Source organism: Streptococcus sp. FSL K6-1323 (assembly GCF_038630745.1).
Classification (GTDB): Bacteria; Bacillota; Bacilli; order Lactobacillales; family Streptococcaceae; genus Streptococcus; species Streptococcus salivarius_D.
The window spans coordinates 2,132,529-2,156,554 of sequence record NZ_CP152039.1 but is presented as its reverse complement, the minus strand read 5'-3'; the positions used below and the strand labels follow the sequence as shown (position 1 = coordinate 2,156,554).

Genomic DNA, 24,026 nt, shown 5'->3' with positions numbered 1-24,026 from the left:
TTATTTCTTCTTTCCAGCTTTTTTCAAAAGGGCTTGGACATGTGCTTTTTTATCGTTTTTGACGGTTGCATTTTTTTCGTGGTAACGTTCCACTTGTTGCATACCTTTATAATCTAATTGATATTTTCCCATTATATTCCTTTCTAAAAATGAAATAAGCAAAGCAGTTGGAAGGTATCATCCAGCTGCTTCTAGTTTATTATAATGTATTCTAGGTCTTATTAAAGGTGTTTACCTTCATATTTTATGGTTGAACCGTTCATGTGTTTGACCCGAGCAGAGATTTCTTTGTGGCGTCCTTTAACCATTGGGCGTGCCTGTGGGTTTCCTAGATAGCCGCAAGTACGTTTGACAACATCAACTGTTTTAGGATCTGTGTTGCCACAGTTAGGGCACATGAATCCACGTTCTGTTGGGGTGAAGTCCCCTTCAAAATCACACTTGTAGCATTTATCAATTGGAGTATTCGTTCCGAGGTAACCGACACGGTCATAAGCAAAGTCCCAGACAGCTTCGAGTGCCTTTGGATTTTGCTGGAGGACTGGATATTCGCAGTAATGGATGAATCCACCAGTTGCGCCAGCTTCTGGGTATGCTTTTTCGAATTCTAATTTTTCAAATGGTGTTGGATTTTTACGAACATCGTAGTGGAAAGAGTTGGTGTAATACTCTTTATCTGTGATATCAGTCACGACACCGAACTTTTCAGTATCCAAACGACAGAAACGATCCGTCAAACTCTCTGATGGTGTTGAATAAACAGAGAAATGATAATCATATTCGTCAGACCAACTTTCACAAGCATTTTTCATAGATTTAACGATATCTAACGTGAACGCTTTGGCTTCTGGATTAGTCTCCCAGTCACTACCATAAAAAACGGATGCTACTTCATAAAGCCCAATATAACCAAGTGATACAGTTGCACGACGATGTTTGAAGAGTTGATCTACATTATCGAATTTACCTAGACGTTGGCCAAAGGCCCCGTACTGATAAAGAATAGGTGCATTAGCAGGTGTAGCTTCTTTGACACGTTCAACTCGGTAGACGAGTGCATCTTTGGCAATTCCCATTCTTTCTTCAAAAATTTCCCAAAATTTATCTTGGTCTCCCCTAGATTCTAGGGCAATTCGAGGAAGATTAAGGGTTACAACACCCAGATTCATTCGTCCAGAATTAACTTCAACACCATTTTCATCCTTCCACCCTTGTAGGAAGGAACGACATCCCATAGGAGCCTTAAAGGAACCTGTCAATTCAACGATTTTGTCATATGATAAGACATCTGGATACATACGCTTTGTTGCACATTCAAGAGCTAGTTGCTTAATATCGTAGTTAGGTGAGCTAGGCTCTAAGTTAAGTCCACGTTTTAAGGTAAAAATGAGTTTAGGGAAAATGGCTGTACGGTGTTCGGAGCCAAGTCCTAAAATACGAACTTGTAGGATAGCCTTTTGGATTTCACGCTCAAACCAGTTTGTCCCTAAACCGAAACCGAGAGAGGTAAAGGGAGTTTGTCCATTCGAAGTGAAAAGCGTATTAATCTCGTATTCAAGAGATTGCATAGCATCGTAGATATCTTTACGCGTTTTGGCGCGTGCATAGTCTTCACGTTTTTCTTCAGCTACCCACTCTTTAGCATCAGCTAAGTGTTTTTTGTAGTTAAGTTCTGCGTAAGGAGCTAAAAACTCATCGATACGGTCTGCAGTACAGCCACCATATTGACTAGAGGCAACATTTGCGATGATTTGTGAAATTTGTGCTGTTGCAGTTTGAATGGATTTAGGACTTTCAACTTCAGCGTTACCAATTTTAAAACCATTTGCCAACATGCCTTTGAAGTCAATCAAACAACAGTTGGTCATAGGTGTGTAAGGGCTGTAGTCTAAATCGTGGAAATGGATATCACCCTTTTGATGAGCATTTGCCACGTGTGGAGGAAGCATCTTAAGTCCTACAGATTTTCCGACAATTCCTGCGGTTAAATCACGTTGTGTATTGTAAAGATCGCTATCTTTATTAGCATTTTCATGAACAACAGCCTGGTCTTTATTAACAAGTTTACTAATGGTGAAATTGATGTCAGTAGCCTGAGAACGTTCAAAATCACGTTTGGTACGATAGTTGATATATTCTTGAGCGATAGCATATTCGTTAGCTTCGAGTAACTCGTGCTCTACTATGCTTTGGATTTCATATATTTTGATATTTTGAGTGAAGCGGTCATTGATTTCAGCAACAATACGGTTGGCAATTCCCTCCAACTTTGCTTCAATCAAGGGTGTGATAGGTGTAATAGCCTCACTTGCTTTGAGGATAGCCTCATATATTTTACTTGAATCAAAGACAACCATACGACCATCACGTTTGATGACTTTGATATCAGGGTTGATTGTAACCTTTTCTTTTTCTAATGTAATCATCTAAAAATCACCTCGTTACTAATTATAGCACTAGGCAAAAAAAAATCAATATATTGTGGTATATTTTTATCTCAACCACTATATATTGATTTTTCGACCTATTTTAGGACGTAAACAGTGTATCGTTCAACGCCTTTTAAAGGGGCTTTTTTATAGTTTTTTGAAAGTGTAGATTTAACATCAGAAGGTAGTTGTGTATCTTGTTGGACAACGATATATTGTGCTGAATCTTGGATAATAGTATCTGAGAGAGCTTTCTGATGACTAGATTTAGCTGTGTTAAGTTCTGGAAGAACAAATTGTGAAGCTGCTTTACGACCGCTTTCCAAATAAATTTTTGCTGATGAATCGTAAACGTAGATAGTTTCATCTTTTTTGGTATTTTTAGCGAGGTAATTTGCAACAGTACTACGTTCAGTATTATTTCCTAAATTAAATAGGAACATAATGATTGGCATCGCGAAAGCAAATGCAAAGACTGCAATAGGTAAGAAGTAATTACGACTAAGGAAGATACCAAAAACTTTAAGTGTGTGAATCTGGTTACCATTACGACGTCGGTGAGAAGTTCGCTCTGCTCTCTTTTTAATAGCATCATCTAAAGAAAGTGCTGTCAAGACTAGACCATAAGGTACGATGTTGAGAATACTGTAAAGTCCAAAACTTTGAGAGAACAAGCTGTAAACTACTGTAAAGATAAAACTAAGGAGTAGTACCCACTTGATGCTCTTATCTTTAGCATCGCCAAGAAGGTGGTTGCTTGTAGTAAGTGCACCAATAAGTAATCCAGAGCCGATGACAGCAAAACTTTGGTAAGCTAACGTAAGTAGAAAGTCATTTTTTTCTACAGCAAGTTGTGTAAAGTTGTAAACCAAAACTTGGTTAATATAGTCCGATGTAATTTGTAAATTTAGGATAAAGTAAAGACATAGATACAATACTAGAATGTTACCAAAAATAATACAAAGAACTTGATAAAAACCACGAGCAAAGTGCTTGTTGACAAGGTTGTAAACGAAGATTGTCACAAGTGACAATATCCAGAAAATAAGAGTTCGAGCTTCAAAAAGAGCTCCCGCAGTGCCAGCGAAGCCGTAAAGAATAAAGGCTTCATCACGACTATGACCCGCAAAGTAACGAGTTAAGAAGAAGATAGCACCTAGGACAAAAGGCATAGCAAATTGGATAGGGTAGAGCCCACCAAAACCAAGTGTTCCATTAGTGACATAGAAAATAATACTAATTAGAGTGGCAATTTCCTTCTTGTTTGTCATGTGCATGACAGTCTTGTAAAGGTAACTTCCAGAAAGATAGTAGGTAAGGAATTGAATAGGAATCAGCCAAAGAGTTGATCCTAAACGGAAAGCCAGAGAAACTAGTAAGTAATAAAAGAAGCCGCCTGTCGCAAAAAAGTCAGAGTAGGGTAAGCTACCATTGGCAAACATTTTTGCAATGTAAAGGTTTTGAGACTGTATATTATTGGCAAAGTCTGTAAAGCAGGGTACTGATATACTAAAAATACTCAAAATCAAACTGAGAATCAGGATATGGCCTTTATGCTTCCATGGAAGTGAAATCTTAGTTTTTTTCTCTATTTGAGACGAATTTGATTCTTCTGTATGTCCCTGAATTGTCACTTCAATCTTTTCGGATTGATTATCTTGTGTATGAGAGCGATGGTGGCTTCGATGATAACTTTGGTAGCCACTTGAATCTAAAGTATTGTCTTCGTTGTATGGACTCACAATTAAACTCCTTTGTTGACATTTGGAAAGTTATAAATAAAAGGGTCTTATCCCCTAATTGTCTTATTTAAAGTATATCAGATAATACCATTTAGTCAATTTTCCTCTAATTTCTTACATTTAAGAAAAAAATATCTAAAAAAGAGACTGAGATACAATATCCCAATCTCTTTTTAACAGGCTCTACAATTTCTGTAGTGGGTAAAACTACTGTAGAGATTATAGAGCTTTTTGAATGCAGACAAAAAGTCCCATAAGAACTATAATGAAAAGCAACCAAACCATCATTAGGAAGAACTTATGAGACTTATTAAGAATACCACAGAATTAATCGGAATTAAAGACCAAAATATCAATATTTCACTTGTTTTTGAAACTGACACTCATATAGAGATTCAAGCAAAACTCGATTATCCTGCACCATCATGTCCTCATTGCCATGGAAAAATGATCAAGTACGACTTTCAAAAGCCTTCTAAAATCCCTCTTCTCGAACAAGCGGGAACTCCAACACTACTACGTCTGAAGAAACGCCGCTTCCAGTGTAAAAATTGTAGGAGAGTCACGGTAGCTGAGACATCAATCGTTGAGAAAAACTGTCAAATCTCCAACCTTGTCCGACAAAAGGTTACACAACTCCTAACTGAGAAGGTGTCATTAACGGATATTGCCAGAAGACTTCGCGTGTCAACGTCCACTGTCTATCGTAAACTCGACCAGTTTACTTTCAAGGAACACTATGACAAACTCCCAGCTATTATGTCCTGGGATGAGTTTGGGTTCAAGAAAGGGAAATTGGCTTTTGTTGCGCAGAACTATGAGACAAACAAACTCATAACCATCCTTGATAATCGTCGCCAAACCACTATACGAAACTACTTTTTGAAGTATCCATTGAAAGTCCGACAACAGGTACAGTTTATCACGATGGATATGTCTGGGACCTATATGCCACTAGCCAAAAAACTTTTTCCAAACGCCAAAATCGTTCTTGATCGTTTCCACATTATCCAGCACCTTGGTCGAGCCTTTTTAAAGACAAGAATTGCTATTATGAACCAGTTTGATAAGAAGTCACTACCCTATCGAGCCTTGAAAAATCACTGGCGACTCTTCCAAAAGGACAGCCGTAAGTTATCTCTCAGCTCTTTTTATTCAAAGACTTTCCGACAAACTTTAGCACCACATGAAGTCGTTGAGAAGACTCTAGACTTTTCAGAAGAGCTCGCTAATGACTACAACCTCTATCAGCTTTTGCTTTTTCACTTTCAGGAGAAGAGGGTAGATGAATTTTTTGAGTTAATAGAGGAGAACATGAGTAAGGTCAATCACTACTTTCAAACGGTCTTTAGGACTTTTCTTAGACACAAGCAATACATCAAGAATGCGCTAGAAACTGACTATTCAAACGCGAAACTCGAAGCGACTAACAAGTTGATTAAAGACATCAAACGGTTGGGCTTCGGTTTTAGAAACTTCATCAACTTTAAGAAACGTGTCTTCATCACTCTAAACATAAAAAAAGAGAAGACCTATCAGGTCCTCTCTAGATGTTAGCTTTTCGTCACCCACTACAGTTGACAAAGAGCCTTTTAACAAGTCATTTCTTTGCCTATAGCATTGAATATTTTTTAGTTTTCATCGATGAAGCTATTGAAAACTTCTTCAATCATATCCCATTCAGCATCTGAATCTTCAGGAATTGGTTGAAGGTCGCCTTCAGTACCGTCTTCATTTTCAGTGAATGAGTATGCTTGGATTTCAATTTCCCCGTTAGCATCTTCTTCAGCACCAGCTGGTACCAAAAGAACATAGTTTTTACCAAATTCTTCGCGTCCATCAATAGTCAACAAGATTTCAAAAAGTGTTTCATTTCCTTGTTCGTCTACTAAAGTGATGACTTCATGATCATGGTTGTGGTCGTGATTGTGTGACATATTGTTCTCCTTTTTGTAGAGAGCACTGAATAGTGAGGAAATCTAGTATATTTGCTTGGCAGTTTACTAGATTGTCATTTGACTATTAGGTCTCTATTACACTTTCTTAAAACATTCGATCGAGGTAGTTTTGTAGAATAAGTTGGGCAGCTAATTTATCAATAACTTTTTTACGTTTACCACGGCTGACATCTGCTTGTTCAACCAACATACGCTCGGCTTGAACAGTTGTCAAGCGTTCGTCTTGGTAATCTACAGGAATTCCAAAGATTTCCTTGATTTTGTCACCATAGGCTTTGCTTGCCTCAACACGTGGTCCTTCAGTGTTATTCATATTTTTAGGAAGACCAACAACAAATTTTTCTACCTTATATTCTTTAACGAGCTCGCCTAGTCGGTCGAAACCAAACTCTTCAGCCTCCTCGTCAATTTTGATAATTTCAACGCCTTGGGCTGTAAAACCGAGGGGATCACTAATCGCAACTCCTACTGTTTTTGAGCCAACATCAAGTCCCATTACTCGCATTAGAGGTCAATTCCATTTCCTTTAAGATAATAGCGAACGAGTTCTTCAACGATTTCATCACGTTCGTATTTACGAATCTGGTTACGGGCGTCATTATAACGCGGAACATAAGCAGGATCACCGCTCAGAACATAACCGACGATTTGGTTGATAGGATTGTAACCTTTCTCAGCCAACGAACGGTAAACATTTGTCAAAGTATTACTGATTTCATCTTTGCTACCGTCGTCTAGGTTGAAACGAACAGTTTCATCTGTAAATCCCATACTGACACCTTCTTTCTATAAGAATTATCTGTTAGTTCTTTATTATAACATAAGTATAGCCAAAAGGGAAAGTCGATGAACAAAAAAAGAGACGACTGAAGTCATCTCTCTTAATATCCAATAAGATTAAACGCGTTCAACTTTACCAGATTTAAGCGCACGAGCTGAAGCCCAAACTTTTTTAGGTTTACCATCAACAAGGATAGTAACTTTTTGAAGGTTAGGTTTAACGGCACGTTTAGTTTTGTTCATAGCGTGTGAACGGTTGTTTCCAGAAACAGTTTTACGTCCTGTAAAGTAACATACTTTAGCCATTTCGTGTTTTCCTCCTAGGTAGAATTTATTACGGATGTGCTAGCACCACATACCAAAACATTCTATCATAAGAATTTAGGTTTGACAAGAACTATTTATAATTTCTTTTTATAACAAAATAGTATATGCTTATTATAATAAGAAAAAATCAGTTAAAAAAGGAGAGAAGATGCCAGATAATCTTGCTCTACGCATGCGTCCACGTACAATTTCAGAGGTGATTGGTCAGAAGCATTTGGTTGGTGAAGGTAAAATTATTCGCCGTATGGTAGAAGCGAATATGCTGTCGTCAATGATTCTCTACGGGCCACCAGGAATCGGGAAGACCTCAATAGCTAGTGCTATTGCAGGAACAACAAAATTTGCTTTTAGAACCTTTAATGCTACTGTTGATAGCAAGAAACGCCTGCAGGAAATTGCGGAAGAGGCTAAATTTTCAGGTGGCTTAGTTCTGCTTCTAGATGAGATTCATCGTTTGGATAAAGCTAAACAAGACTTTTTATTGCCACTCTTAGAGAATGGCAATATTATCATGATTGGGGCTACGACGGAGAATCCGTTTTTTTCTGTCACACCAGCCATCCGTAGTCGTGTACAAATATTTGAGTTGGAACCACTCTCTAACGAGGATATTAAGGAAGCTATCCTAGGTGTTCTAGAGGACAAGGAGCGTGGCTTTGACTTTGATGTCCAGTTAGATGAGGATGCTCTAGATTTTATTGCTACGGCTACTAATGGTGATTTACGTTCGGCTTATAATTCCTTAGATTTAGCTGTCATGTCGACGCTAGCTTCAGAAGATGGGCTTCGCCATATTACTTTAGATACAGTGGAAAATAGTTTACAACGTAGCTATATCACCATGGATAAAGACGGTGATGGACACTATGATGTACTTTCTGCTTTGCAAAAATCTATTCGAGGCTCTGATGTTAATGCCAGTCTTCACTATGCAGCACGTTTGGTTGAAGCAGGAGATCTCCCTAGTCTAGCACGACGCTTGACTGTGATTGCGTACGAGGATATTGGTTTAGCTAATCCTGATGCGCAAGTTCACACGGTTACAGCTTTGGAAGCTGCACAGAAAGTAGGTTTCCCAGAGGCGCGAATTTTGATTGCCAATGTAGTTGTTGACTTAGCTTTATCTCCTAAGTCGAATTCGGCTTATATGGCTATGGATGCTGCCTTGGCAGACCTTAGAAAATCAGGAAATTTACCGATTCCTCGTCATTTGAGAGATGGACACTATGCTGGAAGCAAGGAACTGGGCAATGCACAAGATTACAAGTATCCCCATGCTTATCCTGAAAAGTGGGTCAAACAACAATATCTTCCGGATAAATTAAGAGGTGTGAATTATTTCCAACCCAATGAAACCGGGAAATATGAAAGAGCTCTTGGAGCTAATAAAGAACGGATCGATAAGTTATCTAGGTAATACGAGAGGAATCAACGAAAACGATTGCAAAAAAATTGATTTTTCCTCTTGCAATAATTTTCAAAAGTGGTATCATAAAAACATAGAAATTGCTGTGGTATACGAATCCACATATAAGTGTTGACCGACTAATTTTTGTATTATCGGGAGACAGAGGTCTATTAACAGTGTGCAGGCTGGCTCACCCAGAAGCAACTGAAGTTAGTAGCGAGTCGCCCACCTGCTTTTTTACGTCGCGGGTTCAATACAAACCGTGGATCATCGGTACCAATACAGCATCCAGCCTCCTTAGCTCAGTTGGTAGAGCAGTGGACTCTTAATCCATGGGTCACAGGTTCGAGCCCTGTAGGGGGCATAGAAATACAGAAGAAAAAGCCTTGATTTAAAAGGCTTTTTTGCTTGTCTATAACTGATTTGCCCCATCATTTGCCCCATATTTTTTTATGAGCAATCTTTCCAGACATCTTTGATTTGATTAAATTCCTCAAAAATTTTCTCCTCTAAAGTGTGTCCATATACTTCTACTAACATTGAAATATCTCTATGCCCTAGAATTTTTGCAATAACCCCAAGGTCAAATCCTTTGTGCCAGAGGTAACTTCCATAGGTATGACGTGCTCCTTTTGTCGTGATAATTGGATAAATATCTAATTCATTTAAAAGAACACTCAAAGCTTTATTGACACTAGCAATATCTGGTACCATATGAATATATCCATAATGCTGAAAAATCATTTTATACCTGTTCTTGATACCTAGCTCTTTATTAGCCTTCTCTTGTTCAATTTTTAGGACTTGTAATATCTTAATACATTCTTCGTCTATCGGTACCATACGAATAGACGTTTTGTTTTTTGGAGGGACAAATTTATGAGAAAGGGTATTAAACCTTCTATATGTTTTTAACAGTCCTCTGTCAAAGTCAACTTCATTCCAAGTTAACGCTATTAACTCTCCAAACCTCATCCCTGTTTTTAATAGAAAATAGACGATATAAGGAACAATTGATCGTTGGTAATCAAATTTTCTCTTTACTGCTAAAAGTAAATCCAGATAGTCCTTTTCTGTATGCAAATATTTCTCTTCGGTCATCTGTTGTTCTTTGGATGAAAATAACTCGACATGTTGTGTAAAATCATCTATTAGAACTTTGTCGGCAATTGCCATTTGGATGCTCTGATGGATTCCAGTATTCAATCTACCAAGAAAATTTCTACCAACTGTTTGCCCATACTTATTCATTATTCTTTGGTATTCACTCGCACGAATTTGAGTGACTTTTTTATTTCCAAATAATCTTTCAATTGTGTTTTTACGGAGAAGATATTTTTTCTTTGTCTCTTCCGACCTGCTACTCGGTAGAATTTTTAGTTCAAGCCATTCTTGATATAGATCTACAAGAGAAATATCTCTAGAAATTCTTTTCCCTAAACGAAGTTCTTGCAGAATCGGTTCAGCTTCTGACTCTGCAAGCTTTTTTGTTTTAAAACCGCTATTATGAGCAACAGTCTTTCCTTCGTTACGAATTTCATAGGTCCATAAGTTGCTATCTCCTCGCTTTCGATAACGAACACTTGCCATATTACGCCACCTCTGTTCCTAGAATCTCATTTACAACACTTTTTGGAACAACCATCAAACGTTTGCGATTATAAAATGTATAGCCTCGTGATACAAGTAATTCTCTTGCCTGATGAATGATATCATTCGCTGTATGAGGGCGATAGCCCATTTCAATTAATTCTTTGTTACTAATTAAATTATTGTCCATAGTTATCCTCCTTATTTATTTTCTAAATTCAGAAACTCGCCTACAAGTAGTTGTAATTCTGTATTTAATTTAGGGAGATTCTGTATTAATACTTCTTTTAATTCTTCCGCAAATTGGTTCGTTTCTTCTCTCAATAGTTTGCGGACTCTTGTTTTTTTCTTTTTGATGCTGTCTGATTTTAAATTTGGAAAAGCCAATGATAACAGTTCAGGATTGTTGAGAAAGATAATTGTAAATGCTCTTTGCTCTACTCGAATATGTTCTAGCTTATAAAATCCGAAATTATCAAGTCGATTCATAATATCTTGGACCATCTCCTCACCAATCGCTTTGGTTCTGAGTTGGAACTCCAGTCTCCACCAAAACGGATTTACAGCCAAATCTAGCTTCTCTTCGCGCTTGTGAGCAATGATTTCTTTATTCTTATCATATAACCTAACTTGTACATTACTACCGTTAGAACCCCAATATTTCGTCTCTAATTCGCCCCCTCGACCATAGAAGACCTTATGGGTAACACCACCTTTAATATGTTGCAAATTAACGATATCAGGCCTGTTGAAAATGTCAAATGCTAAATCAAAACGAGACAAACGTACCATCAATGAATTCAATCTGGCAAAATACATTAATTGCCTCCATACTTTCATTCCATCAAATTCTTTTAAAGTATTAGGATTGAAATCAATTCGAATTAATTGTTCACCTCCATAAGTGGATAATTGAAAAAATATAATATTGATCGAATCATACTCATTAAAAACTTTAGCTAAAGTAAAGACATCATCTCGAACATTATCATATATTTCAAATGAGTCAACTTTTGTACTTATTGCCTGTTTCAGATTTTTGAAAATTCGTCTTAGGGAACCAGTGTCTGTATCCCAGATAACCGTTAATCTATCAATACTGACATCTAACCTCTGTACTAATTCTCCTATTTCACATCGTTCTTGAATGCTTCTTAAATCTTGTATAGAAACCAACAAAATTGTCCCCCCTTCTTTTAGATTTTTTAGGTCTCAGAAACACTGTCAAATCAACGTTTGCTCGTTCCGTCGTTCTTTGGACGTTGTCCTAAGTGTCCCTTTTTGCTGGCTGTTAGAATAGCCAGCTTTTGCTTGGCTAGAAATTGTCTGGACGGCAGCCTGCAGGACTTCGCCTGACTTCCCGTCAGGCTCGTCCCTTGCCCTTGTCCACACAATTTCTAGCTCCAAGGCTTCGAATAGTCATCAGTCATAGTCATAGTCATAGTCTCGTCCTCAAATTCCTCCTCACTCACTATTCCTAAACATATGAGTTATTTGTATCGTTTATAACTTATTTGTAAGTTATAAATATATTTTATAAAAAATATTTTGAGTAGTCAACTAAAAACTTGATTTGTAAGTTTATAGGTGATAGAATAAGTTTAAAATACAACATAGGAGTTTATCATGACCTTTATTATTCAAAATTTTGGACCCAATTTGGCACGACTACGCATAGAAAAAGGAGTAAGTCAAACTCAACTTGCGGAAGATTTAGGAATCGGTAAACAGTCCATCTCTGATTACGAAAAACAAAAAAGCTATCCTACCTTTGCAAATTTGGATAAGATAGCAGAATATTTTAATGCAACTCCAACCCAACTATTTGGAACTAGTAAAGAGATTGAGTTAGAAAAGAGTGTTCTTGAAACTAATGAATACTCTGATAAAGTAAGTGAAATCTTAAAAGCTGTCAAATACATCGAACATTTTCTAGAAACAGATGGACAGTACTTAGAGGATTTACTTTACCTAACAAGAGGCAACCAACTATACACAGAAGATGGAGAAGAGTTGTATATGGATCCAACTTCTCCGAAAAGAACATTTCATAACCAATATGAACCTGGTTTTATTGTAGCAAGAGATAAATCCCCACTAGAACTCTTAATTGAAAATAAGGACCTATTAGATTAAAAAAAGCGAGGATATGTACTGATCCCAAAAGTTAGATTTTCTCTGTCTAACTTTTGGGGTGCAGTACATTTTCAACTCTCTTATTTATTTTCTTATCTCACATAATTACTTCACATATCCAGGCTCATCAAATTCATTTTTTTTTCAATAACATATGCCACATTTGCATCCTTATTGGTCAAAGAACATATATCTATTGAACTACAAAAGCTCTCTGACCGCAAAATTCCGTTAATTTACAACCTTATTCCTACTTTCTATTTTACTTTTCTGACAGATAAGATTATAATAAGAAGTATTTATTTTCGGAGGTTTTTATGTCATTTCTATCAAAAAATTGGGCAGGACTGTTAGCCTGTCTTATCATTTCTATCATCTCTTGGGTTTTAGGAGGCTTTCTGCCTGTTGTGGGAGCACCTGTTTTCGCCATTTTTATCGGAATGATTCTCTACCCCTTTCTCACTCCCTATAAACAACTGGATGCTGGTTTGACTTATAGCGCCAAAAAATTGCTTCAGTATGCTGTTATCTTGCTTGGGTTTGGACTCAATATCTCACAAGTTTTCGCAGTTGGAAAATCTTCCCTTCCTGTCATCCTCTCGACTATTTCTATCGCTTTAATTATTGCTTTCTTTTTCCAACGATTTTTTAACATGGATACAAAGCTAGCTACCTTGATTGGGGTAGGCTCTTCTATCTGTGGCGGTTCTGCCATTGCAGCGACTGCTCCTGTTATTCACGCCAAGGAAAAAGAAGTAGCCCAAGCCATTTCTGTTATCTTTTTCTTCAATGTCTTGGCAGCTCTTATCTTTCCAACTCTAGGTTCTTGGCTCCATCTCTCCAACGAAGGTTTTGCTCTCTTTGCGGGTACTGCGGTCAACGATACTTCCTCTGTAACAGCCACAGCTAGCTCCTGGGATAGTCTGTATCATACCAATACTCTAGAATCTGCAACCATTGTCAAACTGACTCGTACCTTAGCTATTATCCCTATTACTCTCTTCCTCTCCTATTGGCAAAGCCGTCAACAAGACAACAACCAAGGAGTAAAGCTTAAAAAAATCTTCCCCGTTTTCATTCTCTACTTCATCCTAGCTTCTCTGCTAACTACCGTCCTTACTTCTTTTGGTGTTAGCAATAGCTTCTTTTCACCTCTCAAACAGCTCTCCAAATTCCTCATCATCATGGCTATGAGTGCTATTGGTCTCAAAACTAACCTCGTTGCTATGATCAAATCCAGTGGAAAATCCATTCTTCTTGGAGCCCTTTGCTGGATCGCTATCATCCTGACTAGTCTTGGCATGCAATTACTCATCGGTATTTTCTAAGAAAAAAGGGAGCCTAAAGGCTACCTCAGAACGTAGACAAACGTCATTTTTGGCGTTTGTCTTTTTGTATCTTCAAAGATATTTTGTCTTATCATCTACTATTCCATCCAAAAATCTGATTTAAAGCAAAATAAAAAGGGATATTCCCTATCCATTTCGATAATTTTTTCATTACCCATTCTTCATTATCAATCATCAAACACTCTGCCTGTGAGTTGGTACATGAGGTAAATGTGCTCCAAGGTTTTGACAATTCGCGTCACATGAAGTTATTTAAGCATCTCCTTTTCTCTCATTACCATTTTCTGTTATAATAAATTGTACTTCTAGAATAGAAAGGTCTTAAGATGGCAACTCTTATTAAGCATAAACGTGTAGAATTTTCAGAACTATTTTATGACCTAGTGTTTGTTTTTGCAATTTCAAAAGCAACTGCTTTAATTCACCCTATTCATAACGGTGTTTTGGCTTGGGACTCTTTACTTGATTTCTTCATCTCTGTCATGGTTATCATCAATTCCTGGATGATTCAAACCATTTATACCAATCGCTATGGAACAAACTCGTTATTTAACATGGTAATCATGTTTATCAACATGGGACTTATGCTCTTTATATCCAATATGATTGGATACAATTGGCAACAATGGTACTATCATACCTGTTGGGCTGTTGGCACATTAACCCTTACCTTATTTTTTCAATATTTGGTTCAGTTTTTTAGAGGATCAACCGATAGTGCTGATCGGGAAAGTATCAAAGGTTTTCTATGGTTGACAGGTCTACAAAGCTTAGGAGTCTATCTGGCAGCTCTTTTTCCTATTTACGTTGGAGTCTATATCTTTATTGCTAGTATTCTGCTAACATTTATTGTGCCAATTTTCTTGATTACTAAAGATGAGCATTTCCAAGTAAATCTTCCCCATTTAATCGAGCGCGTCTCCCTTCTTGTCATTATTACGTTTGGAGAGATGGTTATTGGGCTAGTTAACTTCTTTACAGTTGAGAATTTCTCGATATATTCGGTTCTTAATTTCGTTATCATGCTTTCTCTGTTCTTGTTTTATTTTGGTGAATTTGACCATGCTATTGACGAAGGATCCAATCAAAAGGGATTATTTATAATTTATAGTCACTATCCTATTTTCATTGGGCTTATGTTGATGACAGTTTCGATGGGTTTTCTTCTGAATCCTGAGGCTAATCTTCTCGTTGCAATCAGCTTCTTTTATATCGGAATTGGCCTCTTCCAAGCTGCTGTCCTAGCAAATGGGCCCTATAACAAAAACTATCTTCGCTATTCGAAAAGTTACTACTGTGCTCAAGCGACACTCTATCTGGCTGCCTTGATTCTCTCTTTGGTTTTCGCTTCGAATCCTACAATAGTGCTGAGTATTGCAACCATCTTCGCTCTAGCTATAGCCATTCATTTTATTTATTTTTATGTGACACAGAATAAAAAATATTCCAAATCTAACTGGGGGTTCTTTTAATGAGTTTATAACATAAAAAAGCTTTGGGAACCAAGGCTTTATATGATATCAATCACCGACCACGAAAATGTTTAGCTTACAGAACTGCTAGTGAAGCTCTAGAGGATGAGTTCGAGTAAATGTTGCACTTATTCTTGCAATTTATCATTTACTTGATGCACGAACTCGATATTTTTTTCGTTAATTTGTTTTTGCCCCACTTTTGCCCCATTTTTAAATCCTGACATTGAAAATACCTAAAAGTATTTCCCTAAAATCAGCTATATTTCAACATTTTTGTTTATTTTCAATATGAAAAGTTCTTACAAATTCATGTAGGGGGCAGTTTAATATCGAAAAGAGACTTGATTGTAGGTCTCTTTTTTTTATTTTTCTAAGAAAGAACTCACTTTAAACAGAACTTTACGTGCTTGTTTGTCCAAACGAGAGTTGTTCCAAATGATAATTCCTTCTAAGATATATGCTTTGTGTTATGATATTAGTCAGGAAACAGAATTGAAAAAGGAGACCTGTATTGAAAATTGCAATCATTGGCTATAGCGGCTCTGGAAAGTCTACTTTGGCAAATTTTTTAGGTCAACACTACAATTGTGAGGTTCTTCATTTAGATAAAATTCATTTCACATCAAATTGGCAAGAGCGAACAGTTGATGAAATGACTGACGATATATCAACATTTATGCTACAACGTGATTGGATTATTGAAGGGAATTACTCGGCCTGTCTTTATGAAGAACGGATGAGGGAAGCTGACTGTATTGTCTATTTCAACTTTAACAGAGTTAATTGTCTCTATCGGGCATTTAGGCGCTATTTAACATATAGGGGAAAGACACGTCCTAGCATGGCAGAAGACTGTAATGAAAAATTTGATTTTGCATTTGTGAAATGGATTTTATTAGACGGACGTTCCAAAAAATATGTCGAGCAATATCATACAGTTGTTAAAAATTATTCTGACAAGACAATTATTTTAAAGAATCAAAGGCAGTTAAATCATTATATGAAGCAGGTTAATAGCTACTAGAATTATTTAGTCATAAAATAGCTGGTAGTTCTATATAAGATGTAAGGATAAAAAAGAGATAGTAAATAACGAGTTGCAATCTTAGCTATAACTGTCAGAATATTTTGTAAGAAGCGCTTTCAACGTTGAACAAATAGCCTTTTTTCTGCTATAATAAACTGTAACGCGAAACTTGTGGGTGAAATTCCCACCGTGAAGTTTTTCAAGAAAGGTGGGGACAGCCTCGTAAAGGTGGAGCTGTCCGTTATCAAAATAATATGACATCAGTAGTTGTTGTGGGTACCCAGTGGGGTGATGAAGGTAAAGGGAAAATTACAGATTTCCTAAGTCAAGATGCCGAAGTGATCGCACGTTATCAAGGTGGAGACAATGCAGGTCACACGATTGTTATCGATGGTAAGAAATTTAAATTGCACTTGATTCCATCAGGTATTTTCTTCCCAGAGAAAATCTCTGTTATCGGGAACGGTGTAGTGGTCAATCCTAAATCACTTGTCAAAGAGTTGGAATATCTTCATGCGGAAGGTGTGTCAACAGAGAGCCTTCGTATTTCTGACCGTGCGCACGTTATCTTGCCGTACCATATTAAACTTGATCAACTGCAAGAAGCTGCTAAAGGTGATAATAAGATTGGTACAACTAACAAGGGTATTGGGCCTGCCTATATGGATAAGGCTGCGCGTGTAGGTATCCGTATTGCAGACCTTTTGGACAAAGAAATCTTTGCTGATCGTTTGAAAACAAACTTAGCTGAGAAAAACCGTCTTTTCAGTAAGATGTATGAGGCTGAAGAATTATCATTCGATGAGATTTTTGAAGAATACTATGCTTACGGACAACAAATTAAGCAGTACGTTACAGATACATCTGTTATCTTGAACGACGCTCTTGATGCAGGTAAACGTGTCCTCTTTGAAGGAGCTCAAGGGGTTATGCTTGATATTGACCAAGGTACTTACCCATTTGTAACGTCATCAAACCCAGTTGCGGGTGGTGTTACAATCGGTTCAGGTGTTGGTCCATCTAAAATCAATAAGGTCGTAGGTGTATGTAAGGCCTATACGAGTCGTGTTGGTGATGGTCCTTTCCCAACTGAGTTATTTGATGAAGTAGGTGAACGTATCCGTGAAGTTGGTCATGAATATGGAACAACAACTGGACGTCCACGTCGTGTGGGATGGTTTGACTCAGTGGTGATGCGCCATAGCCGTCGTGTATCAGGTATCACAAACCTCAGCTTGAACTGTATCGATGTTCTCTCAGGTCTTGACACTGTAAAAATTTGTGTAGCTTACGACCTTGACGGTGAGCGTATTGATTACTACCCAGCTAGTCTTGAGCAATTGAAACGCTGTAAACCAATCTATGAAGAATTGCCAGGTTGGGAAGAAGACATCACAGGTTGCCGTAGTTTAGATGAGCTTCCTGAAAATGCTCGTAATTATGTTCGTCGTGTAGGTGAATTGGTAGGTGTACGTATCTCTACTTTCTCTGTAGGACCAGGACGTGAACAAACAAACATTCTTGAAAGTGTTTGGTCAAATATCTAAAGCCAATAAAAGGAGAATCTAGGAAACTAGGTTCTCTTTTCTCACGCCTTAAACTTATAGATTAATATGAATGTTGCAACTGTTAAAAAGGTTACTAATTTTTCGATATGATTAGGAAAGAAACCTTTCTATTTGATTAGTTTTTCGGTATAATATGGATTGATTAAATGAAAATTAATGAGAACCTACTTTCATGATTTAAAAGTGTGTTCGTAATTTTGACAAAGAAAATAAGTGAGCATATCTCTTAATAGTTTTTGGGCAAGAGGTGAATAATGAAGAAGATTGTATTTGTTTGTCTGGGGAATATTTGTCGTAGCCCAATGGCAGAATTTGTGATGAAAGAGCTGGACAAAGGAGAGTCTTTGCATATCGAAAGTCGCGCGACATCTTCATGGGAGCATGGAAATCCAGTTCATCAAGGTACCCAAAAGATTTTAAGGAAATATGCTATTTCTTTTGACTCTTCCAAAGGCTCACAGCAGATTAGTCGGGCTGATTTTGAGTTCTTTGATCTAGTTGTGGGAATGGATGAGTCAAATGTTGAGAATCTTCTACAGATATCTGCAGGGCGTTATGACGATAAAATCAAGCTTTTCAGACCTGGTGGAGTGCCGGACCCATGGTACACAGGTGACTTTGAAGAAACATATAAATTGGTAACTGCAGGTTGTCGAGACTGGTTACAGTGGATTAAGGATAGACAATGAATTTTAAACAACTAAAGGATTTTGATTTTAAAAATATTGATATTGACCGAAATCAATTTGAACGTATCACAGTAGGGGTTATTATTTTATGCGCCCTGTCCTTGTTTTTGGTGACTATAAAAACGCAACATTCTATCAAGATTGATGGGACTAAGATTACCTATAAAGGTCAGATGCAGAACCACCGTTTGAATGGTCAAGGAACTCTGACCTATGACAATGGTGATACCTACACGGGAGAATTTAAGAATGGTTCCTTTAATGGTCAAGGAACCTTCAAATCTCATGAGGGTTGGATTTATCAAGGTGAGTTCAAGTCTGGCCAAGCCGATGGCCAAGGAAAATTGACTACTGAAAATAAGGTTACCTACAAAGGAAAATTTAAACAGGGGATTTTTAAAGGATGAGAATTAACTGGTTTTCTTATATTCGTGTGACAGGACTATTTTTGGTTCTGATCTATCATTTCTTCCCAAGTATTCTTCCTGGGGGCTTCATCGGTGTTGATGTCTTCTTTACCTTCTCAGGGTATTTGATTACAGCGCTTTTGATCGATGAGGTATCTCGGACGCATCGCATTGATTACCTTGGTTTTATGCGACGACGCTTCTACCGGATCGTACCACCACTTGTGTTGATGGTGCTTATCTGTACCCCTTTGGCACTCTTGGTTCGAAATGATTTTATTGCAGGTATTGGACGTCAAATTACCTCTGTTATCGGTTTTGTAACTAACTATTATGAGATTCTGACTGGAGGAAATTACGAGAACCAGTTTAACCAGCATATTTACCTCCATACATGGAGTCTGGCTATTGAGATTCACTATTATATTCTTTGGGGTGCCTTGCTTTGGTTCCTAGCTAAGCGTGTCAAACATCAAAATCAATTTAGAGGCCTAGTCTTTATGGTATCTCTTGCTTGCTTTATGGTGAGCTTCTTATCAATGTTTATTAGTGCTTTCTTTGTTGATAGTTTTTCTCGCTTATATTTCTCATCAATTACGCATGCCTATCCATTCTTCCTAGGCTCGCTCTTTGCGACACTTTCAGGTGTGTATGAAACGACCGCTAGGTTCAAGAAAAATATACGTCTTTGGACTCTGAAAAAGACAGTCCTTTATATGGCAGGGAGTTTTGCCTTGCTCGTATTGTTAGGCTTAGTCCTTCATTTTGAGGAACGCATCACCTACCTATTTGGTTTTGTTTTGGCAAGTTTGTTCACGGCTGTTATGATTTACTCTGCCCGTGTCCTCCATGAGAAATTGCCTGGAAAATCAGAGCCTGCTCTTATTAGTTATCTGGCAGAGATCAGTTATAGTGTCTATCTTTTTCACTGGCCACTATATATTATCTTTAGTCAATTGACCAATAATATTATTGCAGTCATTCTGACAACGATTCTGTCAATTGTTTTTGCGACACTTTCCTACTATATAATAGAGCCATTTATTGCAGGAAGAAAGGCCAGTCTCTTTGGAATAGACCTAGACTTGACGCCGTACCGACATATTGTGCTTTATGTATTTAGTGGTCTCACCTTAATCACAGTGCTTATTTCTCTCTTTGCGCCGGCTGTAGGGAACTTTGAGAAAGATTTAGAAGCTAATGGGTTGTCGCAAGCTCAAACTAAGATGAAATTAACGCGTACCAATGCGGAGAACAGTCAGGCTACTTCATTTGGTGTGAATAAGGGAGTGACAATTTTAGGGGACTCCGTAGCTCTTAGATCAAAAGATCAGCTGGAATCAAGTATTGATAATGTCGCTATAGATGCAGTAGTCAGTCGTAACCTATCAACAATCAACGATTTGCTTAAAGATTACGCGGATAGTAATGCTCTTGCTAAGGATGTTGTCATTGCTGGTGGTGTTAATGAGATTGACGACTATAAAGGCGTTATTAATAAAATCATCAAGAATTTACCTAAGGGTCACCATATTATCTTTGTAACACCATATAATGGAAGTAAATCTGGTAACGAGGCTCAATCTTTGCTTCAGTTACGTAAGTATGAGTTAGAGATGGCTGAGAAATATGACTTTGTGACGGTTGCTGACTGGTATCAAGTGGCTAAAGAAAATATTTCTATCTGGAATGGTACAGATGGGGTTCACTTTGGATCTGATAGCGACTCTATTAACCGTGGTGCTAAACTCTATACTAAGACAATTAAAGAAGCTATAGAGAAAGCTGATAAAGCACCAGTTAAAGGTGGTAAGAAATAATTAAAAGAGAAGGCAAGTCTTGTCTTCTTTTTTATGGACAAATTTTGACTGCATTTTTTGTTTTGTGCTAAAATAAGCCTATGGCAAGAATATTAGATAATGATTTACTAGGAGATGAAGAGTATGTTGAGCGTACCCTTCGTCCACAGTACTTTAAGGAATACATTGGTCAAGATAAGGTTAAAGACCAATTAAAGATTTTTATAGAGGCAGCTAAACTTCGTGATGAAGCCCTAGATCATACTCTTTTGTTTGGTCCTCCAGGTTTGGGGAAAACAACTATGGCTTTTGTGATAGCTAATGAGATGGGCGTCAATTTAAAGCAGACGTCTGGGCCAGCAATTGAAAAGGCTGGTGATTTAGTTGCTATACTCAATGACTTGGAGCCAGGTGATATCTTATTTATTGATGAGATTCACCGGATGCCTATGGCAGTTGAAGAAGTTCTTTATAGTGCTATGGAAGATTACTACATCGATATCATGATTGGTGCAGGCGAAACAAGTCGTAGTGTCCATCTAGAGTTACCACCGTTCACATTAGTAGGTGCAACTACTCGAGCAGGTATGTTGTCAAATCCATTGAGGGCTCGCTTTGGGATTAATGGTCATATGGAATATTATGAGCTACCAGATTTGAAGGAAATTATTGAACGTACTTCAGAAATCTTTGACATGACTATAACACCTGAAGCTGCTCTAGAGCTAGCACGTCGTAGCCGTGGGACGCCTCGTATTGCTAACCGCCTACTTAAGCGCGTGAGAGACTATGCACAAATTATGGGTGATGGCATCATTGATGATAAGATTGCAGACAAGGCGTTGACTATGTTGGATGTGGACCATGAAGGACTAGATTATGTAGACCAAAAAATTCTCCGCACCATGATTGAAATGTATGGTGGGGGACCAGTTGGTCTAGGTACCTTGTCAGTTAATATTGCTGAAGAGCGAGAAACGGTAGAAGATATGTATGAACCCTATCTAATTCAAAAGGGATTTATTATGCGAACACGAACAGGACGTGTTGCAACGGTTAAAGCCTATGAACACATGGGGTACGACTACACTCAAGAAAGTTGATAAAAAATCCATCGAAGATGGATTTTTTTGTTTAGGCAAAAAAGAAAATAAAGAAAAAGAAAAAAACTTAAAAAATCCCTTGCAATGAGTAGGTTCTTTTGTTATTATATTATGGTGCTGTAAATACAGCGCTTAGCTATGATACAAGAGGTTGCGACACGCCTGGTTGCACTGCCACGCAATCCGTGTTGGTTTTCTTGAGGAGCTAGCCTATTATCTTAAATAGACGAAAGAGGAGAAAAAATGGCAAACAAAAAAATCCGTATCCGTTTGAAAGCTTACGAACACCGTACGCTTGATACAGCGGCTGAAAAAATCGTAGAAACTGCAACTCGCACAGGTGCGACAGTTGCTGGGCCAGTTCCACTTCCAACTGAACGTAGTCTCTACACAATTATTCGTGCGACTCACAAATATAAAGATTCTCGCGAACAATTTGAAATGCGTACACACAAACGTCTTATCGACATCATCAACCCAACTCAAAAAACAGTTGACGCTTTGATGAAACTTGATCTTCCAAGTGGTGTGAACGTAGAAATCAAACTTTAATTTAAAGCTTGATTCATTGAGCATAAAAAACGCTCGTTAAAAACTTTTTTGAGCATAAAAAACGCTCATAAAAAACTTTTTGAAAAAACAATAAAGTAAAGGAAATATTTTCTCATGACAAAAGGAATCTTAGGGAAAAAAGTGGGAATGACTCAAATCTTCACTGAAGCAGGTGAATTTATCCCTGTTACTGTCATCGAAGCTACTCCAAACGTTGTGCTTCAAGTTAAGACTGTTGAAACAGACGGTTACGAAGCAGTTCAAGTTGGTTTTGACGACAAACGCGAAGTATTGAGCAACAAACCTGCCAAAGGCCACGTAGCGAAAGCTAACACAGCTCCTAAGCGCTTCATTCGTGAATTCAAAAACATTGAAGGCTTGGAAGTTGGATCAGAAATCACTGTTGACACATTCGAAGCTGGAGATGTTGTTGACGTAACTGGTACTTCAAAAGGTAAAGGTTTCCAAGGTGTTATCAAACGCCACGGTCAATCACGCGGACCTATGGCTCACGGTTCTCGTTACCACCGTCGTCCAGGTTCAATGGGACCTGTTGCGCCTAACCGTGTTTTCAAAAACAAACACTTGGCAGGACGTATGGGTGGCAACCGTGTGACAATTCAAAACCTTGAAGTTGTACAAGTTATCCCAGAGAAAAACGTTATCCTTATCAAAGGTAACGTACCAGGTGCTAAGAAATCTCTTATCACTATCAAATCAGCAGTTAAAGCTGCTAAATAATAAGAAAGGAGAAATCAGTTAAAAATGGCAAACGTAAAACTATTTGACCAAACTGGTAAAGAAGTTAGCACAGTTGAACTTAACGACGCTATCTTCGGTATCGAACCAAACGAATCAGTAGTATTTGATGTCGTAATCAGCCAACGTGCTAGCCTTCGCCAAGGTACTCACGCGGTTAAAAACCGTTCAGCAGTATCAGGTGGTGGACGTAAACCATGGCGTCAAAAAGGAACTGGACGTGCTCGTCAAGGTTCTATCCGCTCACCACAATGGCGTGGTGGTGGTGTTGTCTTCGGACCAACTCCACGTTCATACGGATACAAACTTCCTCAAAAAGTTCGTCGCCTTGCATTGAAATCTGTTTACTCAGCTAAAGTTGCAGAAGATAAATTTGTAGCGGTTGAAGCTCTTTCATTTGCAGCTCCAAAAACTGCTGAATTCGCAAACGTTCTTTCAGCTCTTAGCATCGATTCTAAAGTACTTGTTATCGTTGAAGAAGGAAACAAATTCGCTGAACTTTCAGCACGTAACCTTGCAAACGTAACTGTTGCAACTCCTGCAACTGCAAGTGTACTTGACATCGTAAACGCAGATAAACTTCTTGTTACTAAAGAAGCTATCTCATCAATCGAGGAGGTTCTTGCATAATGAATTTGTATGACGTAATCAAAAAACCTGTTATCACTGAGAAATCTATGGTTGCTCTTGAAGCAGGAAAATACACTTTCGAAGTTGATACACGTGCACACAAACTCTTGATCAAACAAGCAGTTGAAGCTGCATTTGAAGGTGTTAAAGTTGCTAGCGTGAACACTGTAACTGTTAAACCAAAACAAAAACGTGTTGGACGTTACACTGGTTTCACTTCAAAAACTAAAAAAGCTATCATCACTCTTACAGCTGATTCTAAAGCAATCGAGTTGTTTGCAGCTGAAGCTGAATAATC

Annotated in this window: 25 protein-coding genes, 1 tRNA gene, 1 other RNA gene and 1 pseudogene; 17 read left to right on the top strand and 11 right to left on the bottom strand. The window is 37.9% G+C overall.

The genetic code is table 11. From position 1 onward, the window contains the following. The 3 genes from NST80_RS10185 to NST80_RS10175 all read right to left on the bottom strand — a co-directional run bounded on the left by NST80_RS10185 (nucleotide 1) and on the right by NST80_RS10175 (nucleotide 4,171). Nucleotides 1–132: a hypothetical protein gene (locus NST80_RS10185; protein ID WP_014635155.1), complete on the bottom strand. Its 132-nt coding sequence runs from the start codon at nucleotides 130–132 to the stop codon at nucleotides 1–3. Nucleotides 133–221: 89 nt separating this feature from the next. Beyond that, nucleotides 222–2,426 (bottom strand): anaerobic ribonucleoside-triphosphate reductase, encoded by a 2,205-nt coding sequence (nrdD, locus tag NST80_RS10180; protein WP_195401958.1) that lies wholly within the window; start codon nucleotides 2,424–2,426, stop codon nucleotides 222–224. Nucleotides 2,427–2,524: 98 nt separating this feature from the next. Further along, nucleotides 2,525–4,171, bottom strand: coding sequence for a hypothetical protein (locus NST80_RS10175; RefSeq protein WP_183138290.1), 1,647 nt, complete (start codon nucleotides 4,169–4,171; stop codon nucleotides 2,525–2,527). A 300-nt stretch (nucleotides 4,172–4,471) separates the two neighbouring features. On the opposite strand from NST80_RS10175, the pseudogene NST80_RS10170 reads away from it, so the two are divergent. Next, nucleotides 4,472–5,721: pseudogene (locus tag NST80_RS10170) on the top strand (ISL3 family transposase). Between the two features lie 81 nt (nucleotides 5,722–5,802). Here the strand turns inward: NST80_RS10170 and NST80_RS10165 are convergent. From NST80_RS10165 to rpmB, 4 genes are all read right to left on the bottom strand, one after another. After that, on the bottom strand, nucleotides 5,803–6,108 hold the full coding sequence (locus tag NST80_RS10165; protein ID WP_002887079.1) for a DUF1292 domain-containing protein: 306 nt from the start codon (nucleotides 6,106–6,108) through the stop codon (nucleotides 5,803–5,805). Nucleotides 6,109–6,214: 106 nt separating this feature from the next. Continuing rightward, the gene (ruvX, locus tag NST80_RS10160; RefSeq protein WP_002887078.1) at nucleotides 6,215–6,634 is read right to left on the bottom strand and encodes a Holliday junction resolvase RuvX; all 420 of its coding nucleotides are present in this window, start codon (nucleotides 6,632–6,634) and stop codon (nucleotides 6,215–6,217) included. After that, on the bottom strand, nucleotides 6,634–6,900 hold the full coding sequence (locus tag NST80_RS10155) for an IreB family regulatory phosphoprotein (protein WP_002885737.1): 267 nt from the start codon (nucleotides 6,898–6,900) through the stop codon (nucleotides 6,634–6,636). The genes ruvX and NST80_RS10155 overlap by 1 nt, the downstream gene beginning before the upstream one ends. A gap of 126 nt (nucleotides 6,901–7,026) precedes the next feature. After that, complete coding sequence (gene rpmB, locus NST80_RS10150) at nucleotides 7,027–7,215, bottom strand: 50S ribosomal protein L28 (RefSeq protein ID WP_002885786.1); 189 nt, start codon at nucleotides 7,213–7,215, stop codon at nucleotides 7,027–7,029. 169 nt (nucleotides 7,216–7,384) lie between these two features. Here rpmB and NST80_RS10145 point away from each other — a divergent pair, with 169 nt between their 5' ends. From NST80_RS10145 to NST80_RS10135, 3 genes are all read left to right on the top strand, one after another. Next, nucleotides 7,385–8,653: a replication-associated recombination protein A gene (locus NST80_RS10145; protein WP_002887077.1), complete on the top strand. Its 1,269-nt coding sequence runs from the start codon at nucleotides 7,385–7,387 to the stop codon at nucleotides 8,651–8,653. Nucleotides 8,654–8,739: 86 nt separating this feature from the next. Beyond that, nucleotides 8,740–8,935: non-coding RNA, 6S RNA (gene ssrS / locus NST80_RS10140), on the top strand. After that, nucleotides 8,936–9,008, top strand: a tRNA-Lys gene (locus tag NST80_RS10135). A gap of 86 nt (nucleotides 9,009–9,094) precedes the next feature. Here the strand turns inward: NST80_RS10135 and NST80_RS10130 are convergent. Genes NST80_RS10130 through NST80_RS10115 form a run of 4 tightly spaced genes read right to left on the bottom strand, consistent with a single transcriptional unit; the run spans nucleotide 9,095 to nucleotide 11,641 of the window. Then, nucleotides 9,095–10,234, bottom strand: coding sequence for a site-specific integrase (locus NST80_RS10130; RefSeq protein WP_003091984.1), 1,140 nt, complete (start codon nucleotides 10,232–10,234; stop codon nucleotides 9,095–9,097). A gap of 1 nt (nucleotide 10,235) precedes the next feature. Beyond that, the gene (locus NST80_RS10125) at nucleotides 10,236–10,424 is read right to left on the bottom strand and encodes a DUF3173 domain-containing protein (RefSeq protein WP_000369785.1); all 189 of its coding nucleotides are present in this window, start codon (nucleotides 10,422–10,424) and stop codon (nucleotides 10,236–10,238) included. Between the two features lie 11 nt (nucleotides 10,425–10,435). After that, on the bottom strand, nucleotides 10,436–11,413 hold the full coding sequence (locus NST80_RS10120; protein ID WP_048788676.1) for a replication initiation protein: 978 nt from the start codon (nucleotides 11,411–11,413) through the stop codon (nucleotides 10,436–10,438). 45 nt (nucleotides 11,414–11,458) lie between these two features. Further along, nucleotides 11,459–11,641: a hypothetical protein gene (locus tag NST80_RS10115; RefSeq protein ID WP_048790917.1), complete on the bottom strand. Its 183-nt coding sequence runs from the start codon at nucleotides 11,639–11,641 to the stop codon at nucleotides 11,459–11,461. A 219-nt stretch (nucleotides 11,642–11,860) separates the two neighbouring features. Here NST80_RS10115 and NST80_RS10110 point away from each other — a divergent pair, with 219 nt between their 5' ends. From NST80_RS10110 to NST80_RS10050, 13 genes are all read left to right on the top strand, one after another. Continuing rightward, nucleotides 11,861–12,370 carry a helix-turn-helix transcriptional regulator gene (locus tag NST80_RS10110; RefSeq protein WP_014635150.1) on the top strand — a complete coding sequence of 170 codons (510 nt, stop codon included), beginning with the start codon at nucleotides 11,861–11,863 and terminating at the stop codon, nucleotides 12,368–12,370. 317 nt (nucleotides 12,371–12,687) lie between these two features. Next, the gene (locus NST80_RS10105) at nucleotides 12,688–13,698 is read left to right on the top strand and encodes a YeiH family protein (RefSeq protein ID WP_060971609.1); all 1,011 of its coding nucleotides are present in this window, start codon (nucleotides 12,688–12,690) and stop codon (nucleotides 13,696–13,698) included. A gap of 347 nt (nucleotides 13,699–14,045) precedes the next feature. Then, on the top strand, nucleotides 14,046–15,191 hold the full coding sequence (locus NST80_RS10100; RefSeq protein ID WP_014635148.1) for a low temperature requirement protein A: 1,146 nt from the start codon (nucleotides 14,046–14,048) through the stop codon (nucleotides 15,189–15,191). Between the two features lie 514 nt (nucleotides 15,192–15,705). Next, on the top strand, nucleotides 15,706–16,218 hold the full coding sequence (locus tag NST80_RS10095) for a DNA topology modulation protein (RefSeq protein ID WP_013991290.1): 513 nt from the start codon (nucleotides 15,706–15,708) through the stop codon (nucleotides 16,216–16,218). 257 nt (nucleotides 16,219–16,475) lie between these two features. Beyond that, nucleotides 16,476–17,768, top strand: a complete 1,293-nt coding sequence (locus tag NST80_RS10090) for an adenylosuccinate synthase (protein WP_002887072.1) — start codon at nucleotides 16,476–16,478, stop codon at nucleotides 17,766–17,768. A 275-nt stretch (nucleotides 17,769–18,043) separates the two neighbouring features. Then, nucleotides 18,044–18,478, top strand: coding sequence for a low molecular weight protein-tyrosine-phosphatase (locus NST80_RS10085; protein ID WP_013991289.1), 435 nt, complete (start codon nucleotides 18,044–18,046; stop codon nucleotides 18,476–18,478). Beyond that, entirely contained in the window at nucleotides 18,475–18,885 is a 411-nt protein-coding gene (locus NST80_RS10080) for a membrane protein (protein ID WP_002885750.1), read from the top strand. The genes NST80_RS10085 and NST80_RS10080 overlap by 4 nt, the downstream gene beginning before the upstream one ends. Further along, a complete protein-coding gene (locus NST80_RS10075) occupies nucleotides 18,882–20,705 on the top strand; it encodes an acyltransferase family protein (RefSeq protein ID WP_070847216.1) in 1,824 nt (607 codons plus the stop codon). Before NST80_RS10080 ends, NST80_RS10075 begins: the two co-directional genes overlap by 4 nt. Before the next feature lie 80 nt (nucleotides 20,706–20,785). Next, the gene (gene ruvB, locus NST80_RS10070; RefSeq protein WP_002887068.1) at nucleotides 20,786–21,787 is read left to right on the top strand and encodes a Holliday junction branch migration DNA helicase RuvB; all 1,002 of its coding nucleotides are present in this window, start codon (nucleotides 20,786–20,788) and stop codon (nucleotides 21,785–21,787) included. A gap of 243 nt (nucleotides 21,788–22,030) precedes the next feature. Beyond that, the gene (gene rpsJ, locus NST80_RS10065; protein WP_002885653.1) at nucleotides 22,031–22,339 is read left to right on the top strand and encodes a 30S ribosomal protein S10; all 309 of its coding nucleotides are present in this window, start codon (nucleotides 22,031–22,033) and stop codon (nucleotides 22,337–22,339) included. A gap of 114 nt (nucleotides 22,340–22,453) precedes the next feature. Continuing rightward, nucleotides 22,454–23,080, top strand: a complete 627-nt coding sequence (rplC, locus tag NST80_RS10060) for a 50S ribosomal protein L3 (RefSeq protein ID WP_002885755.1) — start codon at nucleotides 22,454–22,456, stop codon at nucleotides 23,078–23,080. A gap of 24 nt (nucleotides 23,081–23,104) precedes the next feature. Further along, nucleotides 23,105–23,728, top strand: coding sequence for a 50S ribosomal protein L4 (rplD, locus tag NST80_RS10055; protein WP_002885795.1), 624 nt, complete (start codon nucleotides 23,105–23,107; stop codon nucleotides 23,726–23,728). Beyond that, entirely contained in the window at nucleotides 23,728–24,024 is a 297-nt protein-coding gene (locus NST80_RS10050; protein WP_002885771.1) for a 50S ribosomal protein L23, read from the top strand. Before rplD ends, NST80_RS10050 begins: the two co-directional genes overlap by 1 nt. The last annotated feature ends 2 nt before the right edge of the window (nucleotides 24,025–24,026 follow it).

Coding starts and splice junctions, on each gene's coding strand:
- NST80_RS10185 (WP_014635155.1), bottom strand. CDS start 132: ATGGGAAAATATCAATTAGATTATAAAGGTATGCAACAAGTGGAACGT.
- nrdD (WP_195401958.1), bottom strand. CDS start 2,426: ATGATTACATTAGAAAAAGAAAAGGTTACAATCAACCCTGATATCAAA.
- NST80_RS10165 (WP_002887079.1), bottom strand. CDS start 6,108: ATGTCACACAATCACGACCACAACCATGATCATGAAGTCATCACTTTA.
- ruvX (WP_002887078.1), bottom strand. CDS start 6,634: ATGCGAGTAATGGGACTTGATGTTGGCTCAAAAACAGTAGGAGTTGCG.
- NST80_RS10155 (WP_002885737.1), bottom strand. CDS start 6,900: ATGGGATTTACAGATGAAACTGTTCGTTTCAACCTAGACGACGGTAGC.
- rpmB (WP_002885786.1), bottom strand. CDS start 7,215: ATGGCTAAAGTATGTTACTTTACAGGACGTAAAACTGTTTCTGGAAAC.
- NST80_RS10145 (WP_002887077.1), top strand. CDS start 7,385: ATGCCAGATAATCTTGCTCTACGCATGCGTCCACGTACAATTTCAGAG.
- NST80_RS10130 (WP_003091984.1), bottom strand. CDS start 10,234: ATGGCAAGTGTTCGTTATCGAAAGCGAGGAGATAGCAACTTATGGACC.
- NST80_RS10125 (WP_000369785.1), bottom strand. CDS start 10,424: ATGGACAATAATTTAATTAGTAACAAAGAATTAATTGAAATGGGCTAT.
- NST80_RS10110 (WP_014635150.1), top strand. CDS start 11,861: ATGACCTTTATTATTCAAAATTTTGGACCCAATTTGGCACGACTACGC.
- NST80_RS10105 (WP_060971609.1), top strand. CDS start 12,688: ATGTCATTTCTATCAAAAAATTGGGCAGGACTGTTAGCCTGTCTTATC.
- NST80_RS10100 (WP_014635148.1), top strand. CDS start 14,046: ATGGCAACTCTTATTAAGCATAAACGTGTAGAATTTTCAGAACTATTT.
- NST80_RS10090 (WP_002887072.1), top strand. CDS start 16,476: ATGACATCAGTAGTTGTTGTGGGTACCCAGTGGGGTGATGAAGGTAAA.
- NST80_RS10085 (WP_013991289.1), top strand. CDS start 18,044: ATGAAGAAGATTGTATTTGTTTGTCTGGGGAATATTTGTCGTAGCCCA.
- NST80_RS10080 (WP_002885750.1), top strand. CDS start 18,475: ATGAATTTTAAACAACTAAAGGATTTTGATTTTAAAAATATTGATATT.
- NST80_RS10075 (WP_070847216.1), top strand. CDS start 18,882: ATGAGAATTAACTGGTTTTCTTATATTCGTGTGACAGGACTATTTTTG.
- ruvB (WP_002887068.1), top strand. CDS start 20,786: ATGGCAAGAATATTAGATAATGATTTACTAGGAGATGAAGAGTATGTT.
- rpsJ (WP_002885653.1), top strand. CDS start 22,031: ATGGCAAACAAAAAAATCCGTATCCGTTTGAAAGCTTACGAACACCGT.
- rplC (WP_002885755.1), top strand. CDS start 22,454: ATGACAAAAGGAATCTTAGGGAAAAAAGTGGGAATGACTCAAATCTTC.
- rplD (WP_002885795.1), top strand. CDS start 23,105: ATGGCAAACGTAAAACTATTTGACCAAACTGGTAAAGAAGTTAGCACA.
- NST80_RS10050 (WP_002885771.1), top strand. CDS start 23,728: ATGAATTTGTATGACGTAATCAAAAAACCTGTTATCACTGAGAAATCT.